General features: G+C 73.3%; 13 protein-coding genes. 6 read left to right on the top strand and 7 right to left on the bottom strand.

The annotated features are described in order from the left end of the window. Positions 1–69 precede the first annotated feature (69 nt). The 3 genes from AA75_RS36540 to AA75_RS36550 all read left to right on the top strand — a co-directional run bounded on the left by AA75_RS36540 (position 70) and on the right by AA75_RS36550 (position 3,766). Positions 70–2,604, top strand: a complete 2,535-nt coding sequence (locus AA75_RS36540) for a collagenase (RefSeq protein ID WP_233289340.1) — start codon at positions 70–72, stop codon at positions 2,602–2,604. 160 nt (positions 2,605–2,764) lie between these two features. Beyond that, positions 2,765–3,349, top strand: coding sequence for a dienelactone hydrolase family protein (locus tag AA75_RS36545; RefSeq protein WP_033824715.1), 585 nt, complete (start codon positions 2,765–2,767; stop codon positions 3,347–3,349). Positions 3,350–3,355: 6 nt separating this feature from the next. Then, a complete protein-coding gene (locus AA75_RS36550) occupies positions 3,356–3,766 on the top strand; it encodes a DUF3052 family protein (RefSeq protein ID WP_033824716.1) in 411 nt (136 codons plus the stop codon). Positions 3,767–3,769: 3 nt separating this feature from the next. Here AA75_RS36550 and AA75_RS50245 read toward each other — a convergent pair whose 3' ends face one another. Both AA75_RS50245 and AA75_RS36560 read right to left on the bottom strand, forming a co-directional pair. Then, the gene (locus AA75_RS50245) at positions 3,770–4,471 is read right to left on the bottom strand and encodes a hypothetical protein (protein ID WP_033824717.1); all 702 of its coding nucleotides are present in this window, start codon (positions 4,469–4,471) and stop codon (positions 3,770–3,772) included. A 113-nt stretch (positions 4,472–4,584) separates the two neighbouring features. After that, complete coding sequence (locus AA75_RS36560; protein ID WP_033824718.1) at positions 4,585–5,925, bottom strand: DUF2252 domain-containing protein; 1,341 nt, start codon at positions 5,923–5,925, stop codon at positions 4,585–4,587. A 225-nt stretch (positions 5,926–6,150) separates the two neighbouring features. Between AA75_RS36560 and dnaE the strand changes: the two genes are divergently transcribed. After that, a complete protein-coding gene (gene dnaE / locus AA75_RS36565) occupies positions 6,151–9,696 on the top strand; it encodes a DNA polymerase III subunit alpha (protein WP_033824719.1) in 3,546 nt (1,181 codons plus the stop codon). Positions 9,697–9,758: 62 nt separating this feature from the next. On the opposite strand, the gene AA75_RS36570 is transcribed toward dnaE, so the two are convergent. From AA75_RS36570 to AA75_RS36590, 5 genes are all read right to left on the bottom strand, one after another. Further along, on the bottom strand, positions 9,759–10,211 hold the full coding sequence (locus AA75_RS36570; protein ID WP_033824720.1) for a type II toxin-antitoxin system PemK/MazF family toxin: 453 nt from the start codon (positions 10,209–10,211) through the stop codon (positions 9,759–9,761). Between the two features lie 24 nt (positions 10,212–10,235). Continuing rightward, positions 10,236–10,706, bottom strand: a complete 471-nt coding sequence (locus AA75_RS36575) for a DUF3291 domain-containing protein (protein ID WP_033824721.1) — start codon at positions 10,704–10,706, stop codon at positions 10,236–10,238. 96 nt (positions 10,707–10,802) lie between these two features. Further along, entirely contained in the window at positions 10,803–13,649 is a 2,847-nt protein-coding gene (locus tag AA75_RS36580; protein WP_149038593.1) for a LuxR family transcriptional regulator, read from the bottom strand. 76 nt (positions 13,650–13,725) lie between these two features. Further along, positions 13,726–14,148 carry a hypothetical protein gene (locus AA75_RS36585; RefSeq protein ID WP_033824723.1) on the bottom strand — a complete coding sequence of 141 codons (423 nt, stop codon included), beginning with the start codon at positions 14,146–14,148 and terminating at the stop codon, positions 13,726–13,728. Between the two features lie 236 nt (positions 14,149–14,384). Further along, positions 14,385–15,296 carry a LysR substrate-binding domain-containing protein gene (locus AA75_RS36590; RefSeq protein WP_033824724.1) on the bottom strand — a complete coding sequence of 304 codons (912 nt, stop codon included), beginning with the start codon at positions 15,294–15,296 and terminating at the stop codon, positions 14,385–14,387. Positions 15,297–15,368: 72 nt separating this feature from the next. Here AA75_RS36590 and AA75_RS36595 point away from each other — a divergent pair, with 72 nt between their 5' ends. Both AA75_RS36595 and AA75_RS36600 read left to right on the top strand, forming a co-directional pair. Continuing rightward, positions 15,369–16,262 carry a dihydrodipicolinate synthase family protein gene (locus tag AA75_RS36595; protein ID WP_033824725.1) on the top strand — a complete coding sequence of 298 codons (894 nt, stop codon included), beginning with the start codon at positions 15,369–15,371 and terminating at the stop codon, positions 16,260–16,262. A gap of 114 nt (positions 16,263–16,376) precedes the next feature. Then, complete coding sequence (locus AA75_RS36600; RefSeq protein ID WP_033824726.1) at positions 16,377–17,405, top strand: aspartate-semialdehyde dehydrogenase; 1,029 nt, start codon at positions 16,377–16,379, stop codon at positions 17,403–17,405. Positions 17,406–18,062: the final 657 nt, after the last annotated feature.

Genomic DNA, 18,062 nt, shown 5'->3' on the forward strand with positions numbered 1-18,062 from the left:
CCCCGGCCACCCCCCCACATCCCATGGCCGCGTCCGCGCGCGGCCGTCCACCGGCCCGGAGGCCCCCACGTGAGTTCCTTCCGGACATCGGCCACACCACACCTCGCCCGGCTGCTGCTCACCGCAGCCCTGGCCCTGTGCCTGGCGTTCGGCCTGTTCTCCCCCAGAAGCCAGGCCGCCGTCCCCGCCGCACCCGCCGCACCGGCACCCGCGACCCCGGCGGGAGCACCGCCGCGCCCCGCCACCGGCACCCCCTCCGCCGAGGACCAGCACCTCGGCGGCACCGTCGCGCCCGCCGACCGCGCCCCCCGCAGCGCCGACCCGGCCACCGCCCGCACCGACTACGCCAAGCCCAAGGCCCCCGCCGCGCCCCGCGCCCTCGACGCCACCTGCAACGTCTCCGACTTCGCCACCAAGTCCGGCGCAGCCCTGGTCCAGCAGGTCAAGTCGGTCCCCACCGACTGCGTCAACACCCTGTTCACGCTCACCGGCGCGGACGCGGGCGCGGTCTTCCGCGAGGCCCAGATGGTCACCGTCGCCGACGCGCTGCGCGACGTCTCCGCCGCCTACCCCGGCGACAACAGCACCTCCGCCGGCCAGCTGGTGCTCTTCCTGCGCGCCGGCTACTTCGTGCAGTGGTACCACCCCGCCGACGTCGGCAACTACGGCACCGCCCTGAAGACCGCCATCCGCGGCGCCCTGGACACCTTCTACGCCGCGCCGCACTCCGGCGACGTCACCGACGCCAACGGCCAGATCCTGTACGAGGCCGTCACCCTGATCGACAGCGCCGCCGAGAACGCCCGCTACCTGTACGTCGTCAAGCGGCTGCTGAACGGCTACAACAGCTCCTACGACGGCCTGTGGTCGATGCTCTACGCCGTCAACAACACCTACACCGTGCTGTGGCGCGGCCACCAGAACGCGGACTACCAGGCCGCCGTCCAGGCCGACCCCAGCATCACCGACACCCTGACCGACTTCGCCGTCCGCAACTTCGGCCTGCTCGGCGGCGACCGCGGCTACCTGGCCGCCAACGCCGGCCTGGAACTCGGCCGCTTCCTGCGATACCAGCCGCTGCTCACCAAGGTCCGCCCGCAGGTCAAGGGACTGCTCGACCGCAGCGCGATCACCGGCCCCAGCTCCGCCCTGTGGGTCGACCTCGCGGTCGCCACCGACACCTACGACCAGGCCGACTGCGCCTACTACGGCACCTGCGACCTCGCCGCCCGGCTGCGCGCCGCCGTCCTGACCATCAACTACCCCTGCAGCCCCAGCATCCGGATCGTCGCCCAGCAGGCCGCCACCGCCGACCTGGCCGCCACCTGCACCAGCCTGGTCAACCAGGACGCCTACTTCCACAGCGTCCTCAAGGACAGCGGCCCGGTCGCCGGGGACAACAACACCACCATCGAGGTGGTGGTCTTCCACTCCAGCAGCGACTACCAGACCTACGCCGGACCGATCTTCGGGATATCCACCGACAACGGCGGCATGTACCTGGAGGGCGACCCGGCCGCGGCCGGCAACCAGCCCCGGTTCATCGCCTACGAGGCCGAGTGGCTGCGGCCCGCCTTCCAGGTGTGGAACCTCAACCACGAGTACACCCACTACCTCGACGGCCGCTACGACATGTACGGCAACTTCGACGCCGGCACCACCACGCCGACCGTCTGGTGGAGCGAGGGCCTGGCCGAGTACATCTCGTACTCCTACCGGGGGGCCCGCTACGACGACGCGATCACCCAGGCCGGCCTGCACACCTACAGCCTGCGCACGCTCTTCGACACCACCTACGACAACGCCGACCAGACCCGGATCTACAACTGGGGTTACCTGGCGGTCCGCTACATGGTCGAGAAGCACCGGCCGGACCTGGACGCGGTGCTCGCCAAGTACCGCACCGGTGACTTCACCGGCGCCCGGACCTACCTCACCACCACCGTCGGCACCCGCTACGACGCGGACTTCGCCGCCTGGCTGACCGCCTGCAACACCGGCGCCTGCGAGCCCGGCAACCAGACCAACCAGCCGCCGGTGGCCGCCTTCACGGCCGCGGTCAGCGACCTGTCCGTCGCCTTCGCCGACACCTCCACCGACCCGGACGGCACCATCGCCGCCCGCAGCTGGGACTTCGGCGACGGCACCACCTCCACCGCCGCCAACCCCGGCAAGTCCTACGCCGCGGCCGGCAGTTACCCGGTGACCCTGACCGTGACCGACAACAAGGGCGCCACCGCGAGCCTCAGCCGCACGCTCACCGTCAGCGGCCTGCCGCTGTGCGGCGCGGCCGACGTCCGGCAGTACGACCGCAACTGCCGCCGCACCGGCGTCGCCGCCACCACCGGCAACGTCAGCTACATGTTCGCCTACCTGCCGGCCGGGGTGAAGCAGCTCAAGCTCACCAGCAGCGGCGGCACCGGCAACGCCGACCTCTACTGGAACGGCCGCAGCTGGGCCACCAACACCGCGTACACCGCCAAGTCCGTCCACGCCGGCAACGCCGAGACCCTGACCGTCACCAACCCGCCGTCGGGCTGGGTGTACTTCAGCCTCTACGCCAAGCAGGGCTTCAGCGGGGTGACGATGAAGGTCGAGTACTGACGCACCGCCGCACCGACGGTCCGCCCTCCCGCCCGCACCCGGGCGGGAGGGCGGACCTGCGGACCTGCGGACCGGTGGACCTGCGGACCGCCCCGGGCCGGCCGATGGGGGATCATGGAGGGCGGAAACCCCGCCCCGCCCGCCGCCAAGGAGCAGACCCGTGGCCACCATCCTCCTGCTGCACTCCGTCCACGGACTGCGCCCCGCCGTGCACGCCGCCGCCGAGCGGCTGCGCGCGGCCGGGCACGAGGTGCACACCCCCGACCTGTTCGACGGCAGGACCTTCGAGGACGTCGAGGCGGGCATGGCCCACAAGGAGGAGCTCGGCAGTGACGAGCTGCTGCGCCGGGCGGTGACCGCCGCCGCCCCGCTGATCAAGGAAGGGGAGCCGGGCCTGGTGTACGCCGGGTTCTCGCTCGGCGGGTCGCTTGCGCAGAACCTGGCCCTCGCCGACGAGCGGGCCCGCGCGCTGCTGCTCCTGCACGGCACCTCGGACCTGCGGGAGGACGCGGCGACGGAGATCCCGGTGCAGCTGCACGTCGCGGAGCCCGACCCGTTCGAGACCGAGGACTGGCTGAACACCTGGTACCTGCTGATGACCCGGGCCGGCGCCGACGTGGAGGTCCACCGCTACCGGGGCGCCGGGCACCTGTACACCGACCCGGAGCTGGCCGACTACGACGCCGAGGCCGCGGAGCGGACCTGGCAGGTGGCCGAGGCCTTCCTCGCCGAACTGGACGGCTGACACCCGGTGGCCGGGTACTCGGGGACGCCGCTGGCCCGCAAGCTCGGCATCGGGCCGGACGCGGCGCTGGTGCTCGTGGGCGCACCGGACGGCTTCCTGATCCCCGGGCTGCCGCCGGGGGTGCGGACCCGGCCCGCGCCGGACCCCGCCGCGCCGTTCGACGTGGCGCTCTGGTTTCCCGCCGACCGGGCCGGGCTGACCGGCCGGCTGGCGGAGTTCCGGGCCGCCATGCGGCCCGCCGCCGGCCTCTGGGTGGCCTGGCCGAAGAAGGCCTCCCGGGTGGCGACCGACCTGACCGAGGACGTGCTGCGCGAGGTGGCGCTGCCGACCGGGCTGGTCGACAACAAGGTGTGCGCCGTGGACGCGACCTACTCCGGCCTGCGGCTGGTGATCCGCCGCGAGCTGCGCGGCCGCTGACCGCTACTGGACGCCCGGCGGTGCGGTGGGCGGCGCCGGGGGAGCGGCGGGAGCGGCGGGCGGGGCGTCGGCGGGCACGGGCGGCTGCCCGGGGTACGGGAGGTACCCCTGCGGCACCTGAGGTGGCTGCGGCGCCTGCGGGTGCTGGTACGGCTGGGGCACCTGGTACGGCTGGGCACCGGGGTACGGCGCGTGCTGCACCGCCGGCCGTTCGGGAGAGCGCCGCTGGGTTACGCCCACCAGCACCGCCACCGCGAGGGCGAGCAGGAGGGAGGCCACCACCGTGAGGTTGAGCACCAGGTGGCTGACCGGCTCGGCGAAGCCGTCGCCGCCCTGGTTGATCAGCTGCGCGCCGGCCGCGTAGGCGTTGACGCCGAGCAGGGAGACGGCGGCCGGCCTGGTCCAGCGGCCGCCGCTGAAGGCGCCGACGGCCAGCACCACCAGGGCCACGCACAGCGCCGTGTCGTAGCCGAAGAAGCCCACCGGGGCCTGCACGTAGGCGTCGAAGGAGAAGCCCAGCGCCGTCCCCAGGTAGTCGGGCCCGGCCTGGCCGAAGTCCCAGACCAGCACACCGACCTCGATGGCCAGCTGGACCAGCAGCAGCAGCGCCAGCGCGATCAGGCTGCCGTCCCGGCCGCCCGGCGGCTGCGGCCGGGGCGCACCGTACGGCGGGCCTGCGGGCGGGTACGGCGTGGCGTAGGACATGCGGCCCCCCTGTGAGTCGTCGGCGCCGACAGTAGCGTGCGGGCGCCGGGGGCGGTATCCCCCGGCGCCCGAGCCACCCGAAGGAGTCAGCGCCCGCCCGACGGCCGCGGGCCTCAGAGCCCCGGGATCCGCCCGTTGCGGAACAGGTCCACGAAGATCTGGTGGTCGCTGCGGGCCCGGTCGCCGTAGGCGTGGGCGAACTCCACCAGCAGGTCGGTGAAGCCCTTCTCGTCCTTGGAGATCGCCGCGTCGATGGCGTGCTCGGTGGAGAACGGCACCAGGCCGTGCCCGCTGGAGGACTCGTCCGCGGCGGCGTGCATGGTGGCCGTCGCCCGGCCCAGGTAGTCGACCACCGCGAGCAGGTCGGCCGGCTCGTTGAGGTCGGTCCAGTCCAGGTCGGACGCGTACGGCGAGACCTCGGCGACCAGCTGGCCCCGGCCGTGCAGGGTGGTGTACCCGAGCCAGGGGTCGCTGTGCGCCTGCAGGGCGCGCTGGGAGATCACCGTGCGGTGGCCCTCGTGCTCGAAGTAGCCGCGGATCTGCGGGTCGGTGACGTGCCGGGCGACCGCCGGGCTCTGGCCCTGCTTCATGTAGATGATCACGTCGTTCTCCAGGGCGTCGGTGTGCCCCTCCAGCAGCAGGTTGTACGAGGGCAGCCCGGCGCTGCCGATCCCGATGCCCCGGCGGCCCACCACGTCCTTGACCCGCAGCGCGTCCGGCCGGGCGCGGGAGGCCGGCGGCAGGGTCTCCAGGTACCCGGCGAACGCGGTCAGCACCTCGGCCTCGACCTGCTCGTCCAGCTCGATCGCGCCGTTGCCCTTGCGGAAGCGCCGGTCGTAGCCGTCGACCACGGTCTCGTGGTCCAGCAGCTCGACCCGGGTCTGCAGGCGGGCCCGCCGCAGGGTGTCCAGGACCGGCCCGGTGGCGGTGTCCAGGGTGTAGGCGTCGCCCTCGCCGGGGCCGTGCACCAGGGCGGAGATCTGGCCGCGGTAGGCGGTGGCGAAGGCCCGGACCAGCTCGGTGATGGTCGCGTCGGACAGCGCCTTGGCGTACCCGATCAGCGCGAGGCTGGCGGCCAGCCGCTGGACGTCCCAGGTGAAGGCGCCGACGTAGGCCTCGTCGAAGTCGTTGACGTTGAAGACCAGCCGGCCCTCGGCGTTCAGGTAGCTGCCGAAGTTCTCCGCGTGCAGGTCGCCGTGGATCCACACCCGGCTGGTCCGCTCGTCCAGGTAGCGCTCGCCGTGGCCGGCGAACGGCCCGCCGGTGAGGTCCGCGTAGAACAGGCCCGCCGTGCCGCGGTAGAAGGCGAAGGCGGAGGCCGCCATCTTCCGGAACTTCACCCGGAAGGCCGCGGGGTCCTGGGCCAGCAGCTCGCCGAACGCGGTCTCGAAGACGGCGAGGATGGCCTCGGCGCGGTCCGGCTCGCGGTCGGCGGCGTTGAGGTGCTCGGGCATGGCGACAGGGCCTCCGATGGTGCTGAAGGTGGTGCGGAAGGGGTTACCCCCGGACCGACGAAACGGCTGCCCGGATGGTTCCGGGAACGTGGGCCCCGGAGGCTAGAGTAGGTCGGGTGAACGCGTGAGACCTGGCCCGAGCCGCGATGCGGCCGGGCCTGAAGTTTTTCCGCGCACCTGCCGTGACCAGCCAGAACATCATCCGCAGACCCCGGAGGCCCCGCCTTGAGCGACCAGCCGTACGCGCACCTGCACGTCCACACCGAGTACTCGATGCTGGACGGCGCCGCCCGGCTGAAGCAGCTGTTCAAGGAGGTCGAACGGCTGGGCCAGACCCACGTCGCGATGACCGACCACGGCAACATGTACGGCGCCGCCGAGTTCCACAAGCAGGCCACCGCCGCCGGCATCACCCCGGTGATCGGCATCGAGGCGTACGTCGCGCCGGAGTCCCGGTCCAACACCAAGCGCATCCTGTGGGGCCAGCCGCACCAGAAGAAGGACGACGTCTCGGCGTCCGGCGCCTACACCCACAAGACCATCTGGGCCCGCAACAAGGAGGGCCTGCACAACCTCTTCAAGCTGACCTCCCGCTCCTACGCGGAGGGCTGGCTGGTGAAGTGGCCCCGGATGGACAAGGAGATCATCGCCGAGCACGCGGCCGGCCTGATGGCCACCACCGGCTGCCCCTCCGGCGAGGTGCAGACCCGGCTGCGGCTCGGCCAGTTCGACGAGGCGGTCCGCTCGGCCGGCGAGTACCAGGACATCTTCGGCAGGGAGAACTACTTCCTGGAGCTGATGGACCACGGCCTCGACATCGAGACCCGGGTCCGCGACGGCCTGATCGAGATCAGCAAGAAGCTGAACATCCCGCCGGTGGTCACCAACGACTCGCACTACACCACCGAGTCCGACGCCGGCGCCCACGACCTGCTGCTGTGCGTGCAGACCGGCAAGAACCTCTCCGACCCGGACCGCTTCCGCTTCGACGGCACCGGCTACTACATCAAGTCCGCCGCCGAGATGTACGGCCTGGACACCTCCGACGCCTGGCAGGAGGGCTGCCGCAACAGCCAGCTGCTGGTCGCCGAGCGGGTCGACACGGCCGGCATGTTCGAGTTCAAGAACCTGATGCCGCGCTTCCCGATCCCCGAGGGCTACGAGTCCGAGTCGGACTTCTTCAAGGCCAAGGTCTGGGAGGGGATGGACTGGCGCTTCCCGGGCGGCTACGACGAGGAGCACAAGAAGCTCGCCGAGTACGAGATGGACACCATCATCCAGATGGGGTTCCCGGCGTACTTCCTGGTGGTCGCCGACTTCATCATGTGGGCCAAGAGCCAGGGCATCGCGGTCGGCCCCGGCCGAGGCTCCGCGGCCGGCTCGCTGGTCGCGTACGCGATGGGCATCACCGACCTCGACCCGATCCCGCACGGCCTGATCTTCGAGCGATTCCTCAACCCCGAGCGCATCTCCATGCCCGACGTCGACATCGACTTCGACGAGCGCCGGCGCGGCGACGTGATCCGCTACGTGACGGAGAAGTGGGGCTCCGACAAGGTCGCCATGATCGTCACGTACGGCACCATCAAGGCGAAGGCCGCCATCAAGGACTCCTCCCGGGTCCTCGGCTACCCGTACGCGATGGGCGACCGGATCACCAAGGCGATGCCGCCGGACGTGATGGGCAAGGGCATCCCGCTCTCCGGCATCACCGACTCCTCGCACCCCCGCTACGGCGAGGCCGGCGAGATCCGCGGGCTGTACGAGAGCGACCCCGACGTCCGCAAGGTGATCGACACCGCCCGCGGCATCGAGGGCCTGATCCGCCAGCCCGGTGTGCACGCGGCCGGCGTCATCATGTCCGCCGAACCGCTGACCGACCACATCCCGGTCTGGACCCGGCACACCGACGGCGTCACCATCACCCAGTTCGACTACCCCACCTGCGAGGGCCTCGGCCTTCTCAAGATGGACTTCCTCGGACTGCGCAACCTCACGATCATGGACGACGCCGTCAAGGCGATCGAGAAGAACAAGGGCATCAAGATCGAGCTGCTCGACCTGCCGCTCGACGACAAGCCCACCTACGAACTGCTCGCCCGCGGCGACACGCTCGGCGTCTTCCAGCTCGACGGCGGCCCGATGCGCTCGCTGCTGCGCCTGATGAAGCCCGACAACTTCGAGGACATCTCCGCCGTCCTGGCGCTGTACCGACCGGGCCCGATGGGCGTCAACTCGCACACCAACTACGCGCTGCGCAAGAACGGCCAGCAGGAGATCACCCCGATCCACCCGGAGCTGGAGAAGCCCCTGGAGGAGATCCTCAAGCCGACCTACGGCCTGATCGTCTACCAGGAGCAGGTCCAGAAGGCCGCGCAGATCCTGGCCGGCTACTCGCTCGGCCAGGCCGACCTGCTGCGCCGCGCGATGGGCAAGAAGAAGAAGGAGATCCTGGAGGCGGAGTTCGTCCCCTTCCAGAAGGGCTGCCGCGAGCACGGCTACTCCGACGCCGCCATCCAGGCGGTGTGGGACGTCCTGGTCCCCTTCTCCGGCTACGCCTTCAACAAGGCCCACACCGCCGGCTACGGACTGGTCTCCTACTGGACCGCCTACCTCAAGGCCAACTACCCGGCCGAGTACATGTCCGGCCTGCTCACCTCGGTCAAGGACGACAAGGACAAGTCCGCGGTCTACCTCAACGAGTGCCGCAAGATGGGCATCCAGGTCCTGCCGCCGGACGTGAACGAGTCGGACGCCGACTTCACCCCGCACGGCAACGAGCTGGTCCGGTTCGGCCTCACCGCGATCCGCAACGTCGGCGGCCCGGTCGTCGACTCGATGATCCGCACCCGCAAGGCCAAGGGGAAGTACGCCTCCTTCCCCGACTTCCTGGACAAGGTCGAGTCGGTGGTCTGCAACAAGCGGACCGTCGAATCCCTGATCAAGGCGGGCGCGTTCGACTCGCTCGGGCACACCCGCAAGGGCCTGACCGCGCAGTTCGAGCCGATGATCGACAACGTGGTCGGGGTCAAGCGCAAGGAGGCCGAGGGCCAGTTCGACCTGTTCGGTGGCGACGCGGTCTCCGACGAGCCGAGCTTCGGCCTCGACGTGGTCTTCTCCGAGGAGGAGTGGGAGAAGGGCTTCCTGCTCACCCAGGAGCGCGAGATGCTCGGCCTGTACGTCTCCTCGCACCCGCTGCACGGCATCGAGCACGTGCTCTCCGACAAGGCCGACTGCGCGGTCGCCGACCTCGCCGAGCGCCCCGACGGCGCCATCGTCACCATCGGCGGCATCATCTCGGGCCTCCAGCGCAAGATGACCAAGCAGGGCAACGCCTGGGCCATCGCCACCGTCGAGGACCTCGCGGGCTCGATCGACTGCATGTTCTTCCCCGCCAGCTACCAGCTGGTCTCCTCCCAACTGGTCGAGGACTCCGTGGTGTTCGTCCGCGGCAAGCTCGACAAGCGGGAGGACGTGCCCCGGCTGATGGGCATGGAGCTGTCGGTCCCCGACCTGTCCAACGCGCACGCCGACGCGCCGATCGTCATCTCCATCCCGAGCGGCCGGATCACCCCGCCGCTGGTCGCCCGGCTCGGCGAGGTGCTCACCCACCACCGGGGCACCACCGAGGTCCGGCTGCGCCTCGAGGGCCGCGGCAAGACCACCGTGCTGCGCCTGGACCGGCACCGGGTGAAGAGCGACCCGGCGCTGTTCGGCGACCTCAAGCAGCTGCTCGGACCGAGCTGCCTGGCGGCCTCGGCCACCGGCTGACCCGTGACGGCGACGGCCCCGGCGGGATCATCCCCGCCGGGGCCGTCGGCCGTGCCGGGCGGTCAGCTCCAGCGGTAGCGGCGCTTGAGGTTGTCCACCACCAGGTTGAACCGGGCCCGGTCGAGCGCGCAGGCCTCGCGGCGCATGCCGCCGTCGTGCACCCGCATCACCCGGTCCAGCGCCACCCAGGAGTCCCGGCCGGACTTGTCCCACGGGCCGGCACCGATCGGCACCCAGTCGGCGTCGTGCGCGTGGCCCTTGCTGGAGAGCATCACGGCCAGCAGCGAGCCGCCGGCCTCCCGCGCCACCACCAGCACCGGGCGGTCCTTGCCGCGCCCGTCGCGCTCCTCGTACGGCACCCAGGTCCAGACGATCTCGCCCGGGTCGGGGTCGCCGTCGTGGTCCGGCGCGTACTCGGTGCGCACCTTGCCGACCTGGTAGGCCTCCACCTCCACGGTGGCGTCGGGGCCGTACCGGCCGGGGGCGTCGTCCTGCTGCTCTGTCCACTGGGTCATGGGGGACAGGCTAGTGGTGCGGTGTCAGCGCCCGGCCGGTGCGGGGGCGGGAAAAGTGTGACGGAGTGTGAAGACCTCGGGCGTCGGTCCGGCCGCCCGCAGTCCGGTCAGCCGCCGCTCGGCCTCGGCGGGCGTCGGACGGTGGCCCGCGGGCACCCACCACAGCGCGGTCATCGCCTCGACCGGTGCGGCGAACCACTGGCGGCGGCGGCTCAGCACCGCGCGGTGCACCGGCCCGTAGACGTACGCGGACAGTGACTGCGGGTCGCGCCAGACCGACATGTTGACGATCAGCCAGTCGTCGTCGAAGACCCGGATCGCGGTGGCGTCGCCGGTGTGGTCCTGGAGCCGCCAGCGGAAGCTGTCGGCGGCCTCGGCGGCGGCGTTGACCTCGTCGAGGGCGGCGGTGAAGCCGGAGAGCAGGTCGCTGTCGAGCGGGGCGAGCAGCCGGGAGACGTTGATCTGGGCGAGTTCGAAGCCGGTGTCGTTCTGCATGGTCCCGCCAGCGTCGCCGGTCGGCCCGGCCCGGGCCAGTGGCAGCCGCGCCGACCGTCGTCGAGATCCTGCCACCGCGGGTGGGCGGGTGCGGCCTCAGGGGCGCGGCCCGAGCGCGGTGCGCACCTCGCGGCGGGTGGGCACCCGGAGTTTGCGCAGCACCTTCGCCACGTGCTGCTCGACCGTGCGCGGGGACAGGAACAGCACCTGGGCGATCTCCCGGTTGGTGCGCCCGGAGGCCAGCAGCCGGGCCACCTCCAGTTCGCGGGGGGTCAGTTCCTCGCCGTAGCCGCGCCGGGTGTGCGCCCGCGGGTCGCCGATGCCCTGCTCGCGCAGCACCATCGCGCAGCGCGAGCTGTCGGCCACCGCACCCAGGCGCTCGTACTCCTCGGCGGCCTCCACCAGGCCCGGGGTGGCCGGGCGCTGGCCGGCCGCCAGCCGGGCCAGCGCGGCGAGTTCGGTGGCCCGGGCGCGGGCGTAGCGGCGGCCGATCCGGCCGTGGACGGCGGCCGCGCGCTGGTAGTGGTCGGCGGCGGCGGCCGGGTCGTGGTCCACCGCGAGGTGTCCGAGGGCGAGTTCGACGCCGGCGGCGACGGCGGGGGCCGGGTGCTCGGCGCAGTGCCGGGCGAACTCCTCGGCGAGCCGCCGGGCCTCACCGTCGGCGCCGGCCGCCAGCGCCGCCAGCACGGCCTCGGGGACCAGTTCGCAGCCCCAGGCCCAGACCGCCTTGGTCCGGTACAGCTCGAGGACGGGGGTCAGCGCGCGCCAGGCCTGCGCGGCGTTGCCGTCGGCGAGGGCGAGCCGGGTGGAGAGCGCGTGCGCGTCGAAGAACGGCATCGGGTCGGGGCCGTGGCCGCCGGTGAGCAGTGGTTCCAGGGCGGCCGAGGCCTCGTCGAACTCGCCGTGCAGCGCGTGCAGATGGGCGAGCACCAGCAGGACGTCGGTGCGCAGCGCGGGCATCTCGGAGATCTCGGCGTGCAGGGCGCGGGCGCGTGCCTCCAGGCCGTCGAGGCGGGCGGTGTGCCAGTCCAGCACCAGGGTCATGGCCCGGCCGACGCCCTGCATGAAGTCCATGCCGGTGGCCTCGGCCAGGTCGAGGCCCTCGTCGAGGTAGCGGCGGGCCTGCTCGTTCAGGCCCCAGCCGACCGCGCCGCTCGCGGCGTTGCACAACGCCCTTGCGGTCTGGCGCAGTTCGGCCTGGTCGGGGGTGTTGCGGGGGAGTTCGGCGAGCAGTTGCCAGGCGGTGGGGTCGCCGACGCAGGCCAGCCAGGTGACCCGGCTGGCCAGGACGCCGGTGCGGGCGACCGGGTCGCCGCTGAGCCGGGCGGCCCGTTCGGCGCGGTCCAGCCAGTGCGCCTGCTGGGTGGCGTGGATCGCCAGGATGGGGGCGGCCAGGGCGCCCATGGCGCGGGCCGCCAGGTCCGGGCGTTCGCGCAACTCGCCGACGCAGCATTCCAGTTCGCGGAAGGCCGCCTCGGTGTCGCCCTCCTGGTTGAGCAGCAGCAGGCCGAGCGTGAGGCGGACCTCGCCGCGGGTCACCACCGCCAGGTCGGCGGTGGTGACGATCCGCCGCAACACCGCCAGGACCTGCTGGTGGTCGAGGGTGTTGACGCAGACCCGGGCCAGGGTCAGCGCGGCGCGGGAGCGGTGCTCGGGCGGCAGCGAGGGTTCGGCCAGCAGCTGGTGCAGCAGTTCGGTGGCGGCGGCGCTGTCCCCGGCGGCGACGGCGTGGTCGACCGCGGCCTCGGCCTCCTCGCGCCAGCCGACCAGGTCGCCGGCGGCCCGCAGGTGCCGGGCGAGTTCGGCGGAGGACACCGGTTCGGCGGCGAGCAGCGCGTGGGCGGCGGCGAGGTGGGCACGGCGGCGTTCGGGCCCGGGGACGGCGTGGTGGACGGCCTGCTGCAGCAGCGGGTACGGCAGGCCGTACCGGCAGTCGGCGGGCTCGGTGAGCCGGCCGGTGCCCAGCGCCTCCAGCAGGGCGGCCCCGGCGGTCTCCGGGGGCAGCCCGGCGACGGTCGCCAGCAGCTCCTGTTCGGCCGGCCGGCCGACCACCGCGCAGGCCCTGACCAGGGCGTCCACGGCGGCCGACCCGGTCTCCACCGGCTGGACGAGGGCGGCGGCGGTCCGGCGCAGCGCCTCGTCGACGGCCGCGGCGTCCAGCCGCTCGGGCGCCGGCGCCAGCCGGTCGAGGACCTGGACCAGCAGGTGGGGCGCTCCGCCGGTCCAGCGGTGCAGCTCGGCGGCGACGGACGGTGCCGGGGCGCCGAGGCGTCGCGCGGTCAGCCGGGCGGTCTGCTCCTCGTCCAGCGGCGTCAGCCGCAGTTCGGCGCCGCCGACGCCCGGGGGCCGGTGCGGGGCGGCGGCGGCCCGGACCTCGGACGGGCGCCCGGCCAGCAGCAGGCCGGCCGCCGGCACCGGGTCCAGGGTCAGCGCGCGCAGCAGTTCGAGGCTGTCGGGGTCGGCCCACTGCAGCCCGTCGACCACCAGCACGGTCGGGCCGAGCGCCGCGAGCACCGCCCGGACAGCCCGGAACACCCGGTGCCTGGCCAGGTCGGGATCGCTGGCCGGCGGGGGTGGTGGGGGCAGGAACTGCGCCGCCTCGGGCAGCAGTTCGGCCAGGGCGCCGGTCACCGGGTCCGGGGCGGCGGGCAGGTCGGGACCGACCGTGCGCAGCAGCTCCGCCACCGCGCCGAACGGGAACGGCCTGGCCAGTGGCGGGCAGCGGGTCTCCAGGACGCGCAGCCCGTCCGCGCGCAGGGCGCCGGCGGCCTGCCCGAGCAGCAGGGTCTTGCCGAGCCCGGCGGGGGCGGTGACCCGCACCACGGCGGGCAGCGTGCGCAGGGCGGCCAGGATCGCGGCGAGTTCCTCGTCGCGGCCGGTCATCGGCCCCTCGGGGCCCGGGGCCACGGCGAGGCGGGCCCCCGGGCGTCTGGCTGTCTCCACTCGGGTCTCCCCGGACGCGCGGCCTGGCTGGGGTGAAGGTGCGGTGGTGCGGTGGTCCGGTGGTGCGGTGGCGGACCTAACGCGTCCCACCGTAGTGGGCGCGCGGTCCCGGCACCGAGGGGACCGCGGCGGCGAACGCCGCGACGCCGCCGGGCCCGGGGCGCCCGGTGCGGTCGTACGGGAGCTGCAGCACCGAGGCGCCCAGCACGGACAGCCGGTGGCAGACCCTGGCCGCGCGGGCGTCGTCGAGGTGGAAGACGAACGGGCCCGGCACCAGCACGATGTCGAAGGTGTTGCGCTCCACGGCGGTCAGCAGCTCCAGCAGCCGCGGCTTGGGGCCGGTGGAGGACTCGCCGTTGTCGATGAACCAGACCGGATCGGCCAGCCCGAGCTCGCGGGCCCACTTCTCCATGGTGTGCCGGTGCACCGGCATCTCCCAGGCGTCGTACGGCACGCATCTGAGATAGGCGGCGCAGGAGCGCCGGGAGCCGCTGAGCACAGAGACCTCCTGTCCGGCGAGAGCGCCGGTGTCGGGGCGGTCACCGTCGACCGCCCGCGGCGGCCGGCGAGCCCGGCATGTCCCGTCAGGTGGACACTCCGCGGCCCGCCGGCCGTCCCCTCGGACCGCGTACCCGCCGCTGGGCGGGACGCCCCCGAGGCGAGTACACCGGGCGGCGGTTCGCCCCGACAAGCACTACGTAGGGGGCTAGGTAGCCGCGCCGGGCGCGGGTCCGGCTACGTAGGGGCACCGGATCCGGCCAGTCCGGGCGGCAGCGCCGAGCGCAGCGCGGTGGTGAACGCCGCGACCGCCGGGTGGGCGCCCGCGCCGGCCCGGAACGCCACCCGGGTGCGGCGGTACATCGGCAGCCGGGTCAGCGCCACCGGGCCGCCCGGCGCCCTCACCTCCGGCGCCAGCGTGCCCAGCTGCGGGACCAGCGCGACGCCCTGCCCCACGCCGACCAGCGCCAGCGCGGTGGTGAAGTCGTCCACCTGGTGCCGGATCTGCGGGGTGAACCCGGCCGCCTGGCAGGCCCGGACCGCCATGGTGTGGCAGAGCGTGCCCGGTGGCGAGACGATCCACGGCGAGTGCCGGAAGTCCGCGACGGTGCCGGGGGAGGGCGCCGCCAGGTACATCGGCTCGGTGAAGATCGCCCCGGTGACGGTCAGCCCGGGTTCCGCCTCGGCCGGCACCAGGTCGTACTCGTGCACCAGCGCCACGTCCAGCTCGCCCGCCCGCAGCTGGGCGGCGACCCGGGCCGGGTCCACCTCGCTGACCATCGGCTCCAGTGCCGGGTGGCGGCTCATCAGCACGGCCAGCGCCCCCGGCACGATCGAGCGCGCGGCGGACGGGAAGGTACCGATCCGCAGCGGCCCGGCCAGGCCCTGCCGGGCGCCGGCCAGCTCGGCGGTGGCCTGTTCCAGCCGTTCCAGGACGGCCTCGGTGTGCCGTACCAGCTTCAGCCCGGCGGGGGTGAGCGCCACCCGTCGGCCGGTCCGCTCCAGCAGCGGCACCCCGGCCTCCCGTTCCAGCACCGACAGCTGCTGGGACACGGCCGAAGGGCTGAACGAGAGGGCCTCGGCGACGGCGGCGATGGTGCCGCGGTGGGCCAGTTCGCGCAGCAGCCGCAGGCGGCGGAGATCGAGCATCGGCTCAGCTTACGAGAAGCATCGGGAACGTGAACTGGACCTGCATGATCGGAGCGGGGCAGGCTCGTCGGCATGGAACCTCTCCACACGGAACTCCACGGCGTCCACGTCCCTCTGATCACCCCGTTCGCTGCCGACGGCTCGGTCGCGTACGACGCCCTCGAAGCCCTGGCCGTCGACGCGCTGGACGCGGGCGCGGCCGGTCTGGTCGCGCTCGGCACCACCGGCGAACCCGCCGCCCTCAGCGCCGAGGAGCGCGCGGCCGTGATCCGCACCGTCGGCGCGGTCTGCCGGGCGCGCGGCATGGTGTTCACCGCCGGGGCGGGCGATGCGCAGGCGCTCGCCGAGCTGGCCGGCGTCGCCGACGCGGCGCTGGTCACCGTCCCCGCCTTCGTCCGCCCGGGTGAGGCCGGGGTGCTCGCCCACTTCACCCGGCTCGCCGCGGACAGCCCCGTCCCGCTGGTCGTCTACCACATCCCGTACCGCACCGGGCAGGCGCTCGGCGCCGCCACCCTGCGCCGGATCGGCGAGCTGCCGGGGGTCGCGGGCATGAAGCTGGCGGCCGGCGCGGTCGACGGCGACATCGTCGGACTCTTCGCCGACCTGCCGCCCGGCTTCGCCGTCCTCTCCGGGGACGACCTGCTGATCTCCCCGCTGATGGCACTCGGCGCGACCGGCGGCATCCTCGCCTCCGCGCACCTGGCGACCGACCGGTTCGTCGCACTGGCGGCGGCCTGGCGGGCCGGCCGGGTGGACGAGGCGCGCGAGCTCGGGCACCGGCTGGCGGGGCTGTCCGCGGCCGCGTTCACCGAGCCCAACCCCACCGTGGTCAAGGGCGTGCTGCACGCCCAGGGCCGCATCCCGACCGCGGACGTCCGGCTGCCGCTGCTGCCGGCGGCCAAGGAGTCGGTCGAGGCGGCGCTCGCCGCGCTGGCCGCTCTTGAGCGCGTGCAGCCCACACTGTAGGACGACTCGCCGCCGGGCGGCGGTGACAAGGCATGATGGGCAGGGTGCGGCAGTGATCAAGCGCAACCTGATCAAGCGCAAGCTGATCGAGCACGAAACCGGAGGAGCAGTCGGATGAGGATCGGCATCGTAGGGGCGACCGGCCAGGTCGGCGGAGTGGTCCGCAGCATTCTGGCGGAGCGCGAGTTCCCGGTGGAGCAGCTGCGGCTGTTCGCCTCGGCCCGTTCGGCCGGGCGCACGCTGCCGTGGGGCGACACCGAGATCACCATCGAGGACGCGGCCACGGCCGACTACAGCGGCCTGGACATCGTGATCTTCTCGGCCGGCGGCTCCACCTCCAAGGCGCTCGCGCCGAAGGTCGCCGCGGCCGGCGCCGTGGTGATCGACAACTCCTCCGCCTGGCGTCGCGACCCCGAGGTCCCGCTGGTGGTCGCCGAGGTCAACCCGGACGCCATCGCCGAGCGGCCCAAGGGCATCATCGCCAACCCCAACTGCACCACCATGGCCGCCATGCCGGTGCTGCGCCCGCTGCACGAGGAGGCCGGACTGGCCGCCCTCGTCGTCGCCACCTACCAGGCGGTCAGCGGCAGCGGCCTGGCCGGCGTCTCCGAACTGCACGACCAGGCCCGCAAGGTGGTCGACGGCGCGGCCGCCCTCACCCACGACGGCGCGGCCGTCGAGTACCCGGAGCCCGGCGTCTACAAGCGGCCGATCGCCTTCAACGTGATCCCGCTGGCCGGCTCGGTCGTCGAGGACGGCTCCAACGAGACCGACGAGGAGCAGAAGCTCCGCCACGAGAGCCGCAAGATCCTCGGCATCCCGGAGCTCAAGGTCGCCGGCACCTGCGTCCGCGTCCCGGTCTTCACCGGCCACTCGCTCCAGGTCAACGCCCGCTTCGAGCGCCAGATCAGCCCGGCCCGCGCGGTCGAGCTGCTGGCCGGCGCCCCGGGCGTGGAGCTCTCCGACATCCCCACCCCGCTCCAGGCTGCCGGCCAGGACCCCACCTACGTCGGCCGCATCCGCGCCGACGAGACGGTCGAGCACGGCCTGTCGCTGTTCCTCTCCAACGACAACCTTCGCAAGGGCGCGGCCCTCAACGCCGTCCAGATCGCGGAGCTGGTGGCGGCCGAGCTGAACGGCTGAGCCTCAGACCCAGGCTGTCTTCCCGTCACACCGTCGGCCCGACCCCCGCCCGGGGTCGGGCCGATCGGCGTCCTGGGGCTCAGCCGGCGGGCGCCCGCCGGAACGACGGGTGGGTCGGCCGGGTGGCGGTGGGGTTCGCCGTCGTCGCCGCGATCCAGGAACTGCAGGTACGCGACGCAGGTGTGCCCATCGGCGTAGAACCGCTCGAACGAGACCTCCCCCCGATACCGGCGTGCTCCTCGCTCGACTTCCGCCAACTGCCCCGGTGGGTGGGAGGAGCGTCCTCGGTGGTGAGGCCGCCCCGGCAGATGGTGTCCCCGACACTCACCTCACCGAGCCGGCCGTCGGGCAGGATCTCCAGCACCTCGACCCCCGACACCCACCGCCCCGTCGGGTCGTACACGGGCTCGCGATGGGAGAGCGACGGCACGTACTGCACCCCCACCAGCGTCGCAGCGGCGGCAGCCGCGACCGCGGCCGTATCCGTCCCGTCGCCACTCGCAGGCCGGCCGAGCCGACGCCGACCTGCCGCCCCCGACGGTCCGGCCAAGAGCTGATGACATGTCTGGCCGGCCTGTGTGCCGCAGGGTTGACGACTCCTGCGGGATCGAATCGCCGAGGCACTGCCCGCCGGCGCCGGACGGGATCGCACATCGG

Source organism: Kitasatospora sp. MBT63, from assembly GCF_000710465.2.
Classification (GTDB): domain Bacteria; phylum Actinomycetota; class Actinomycetes; order Streptomycetales; family Streptomycetaceae; genus Kitasatospora.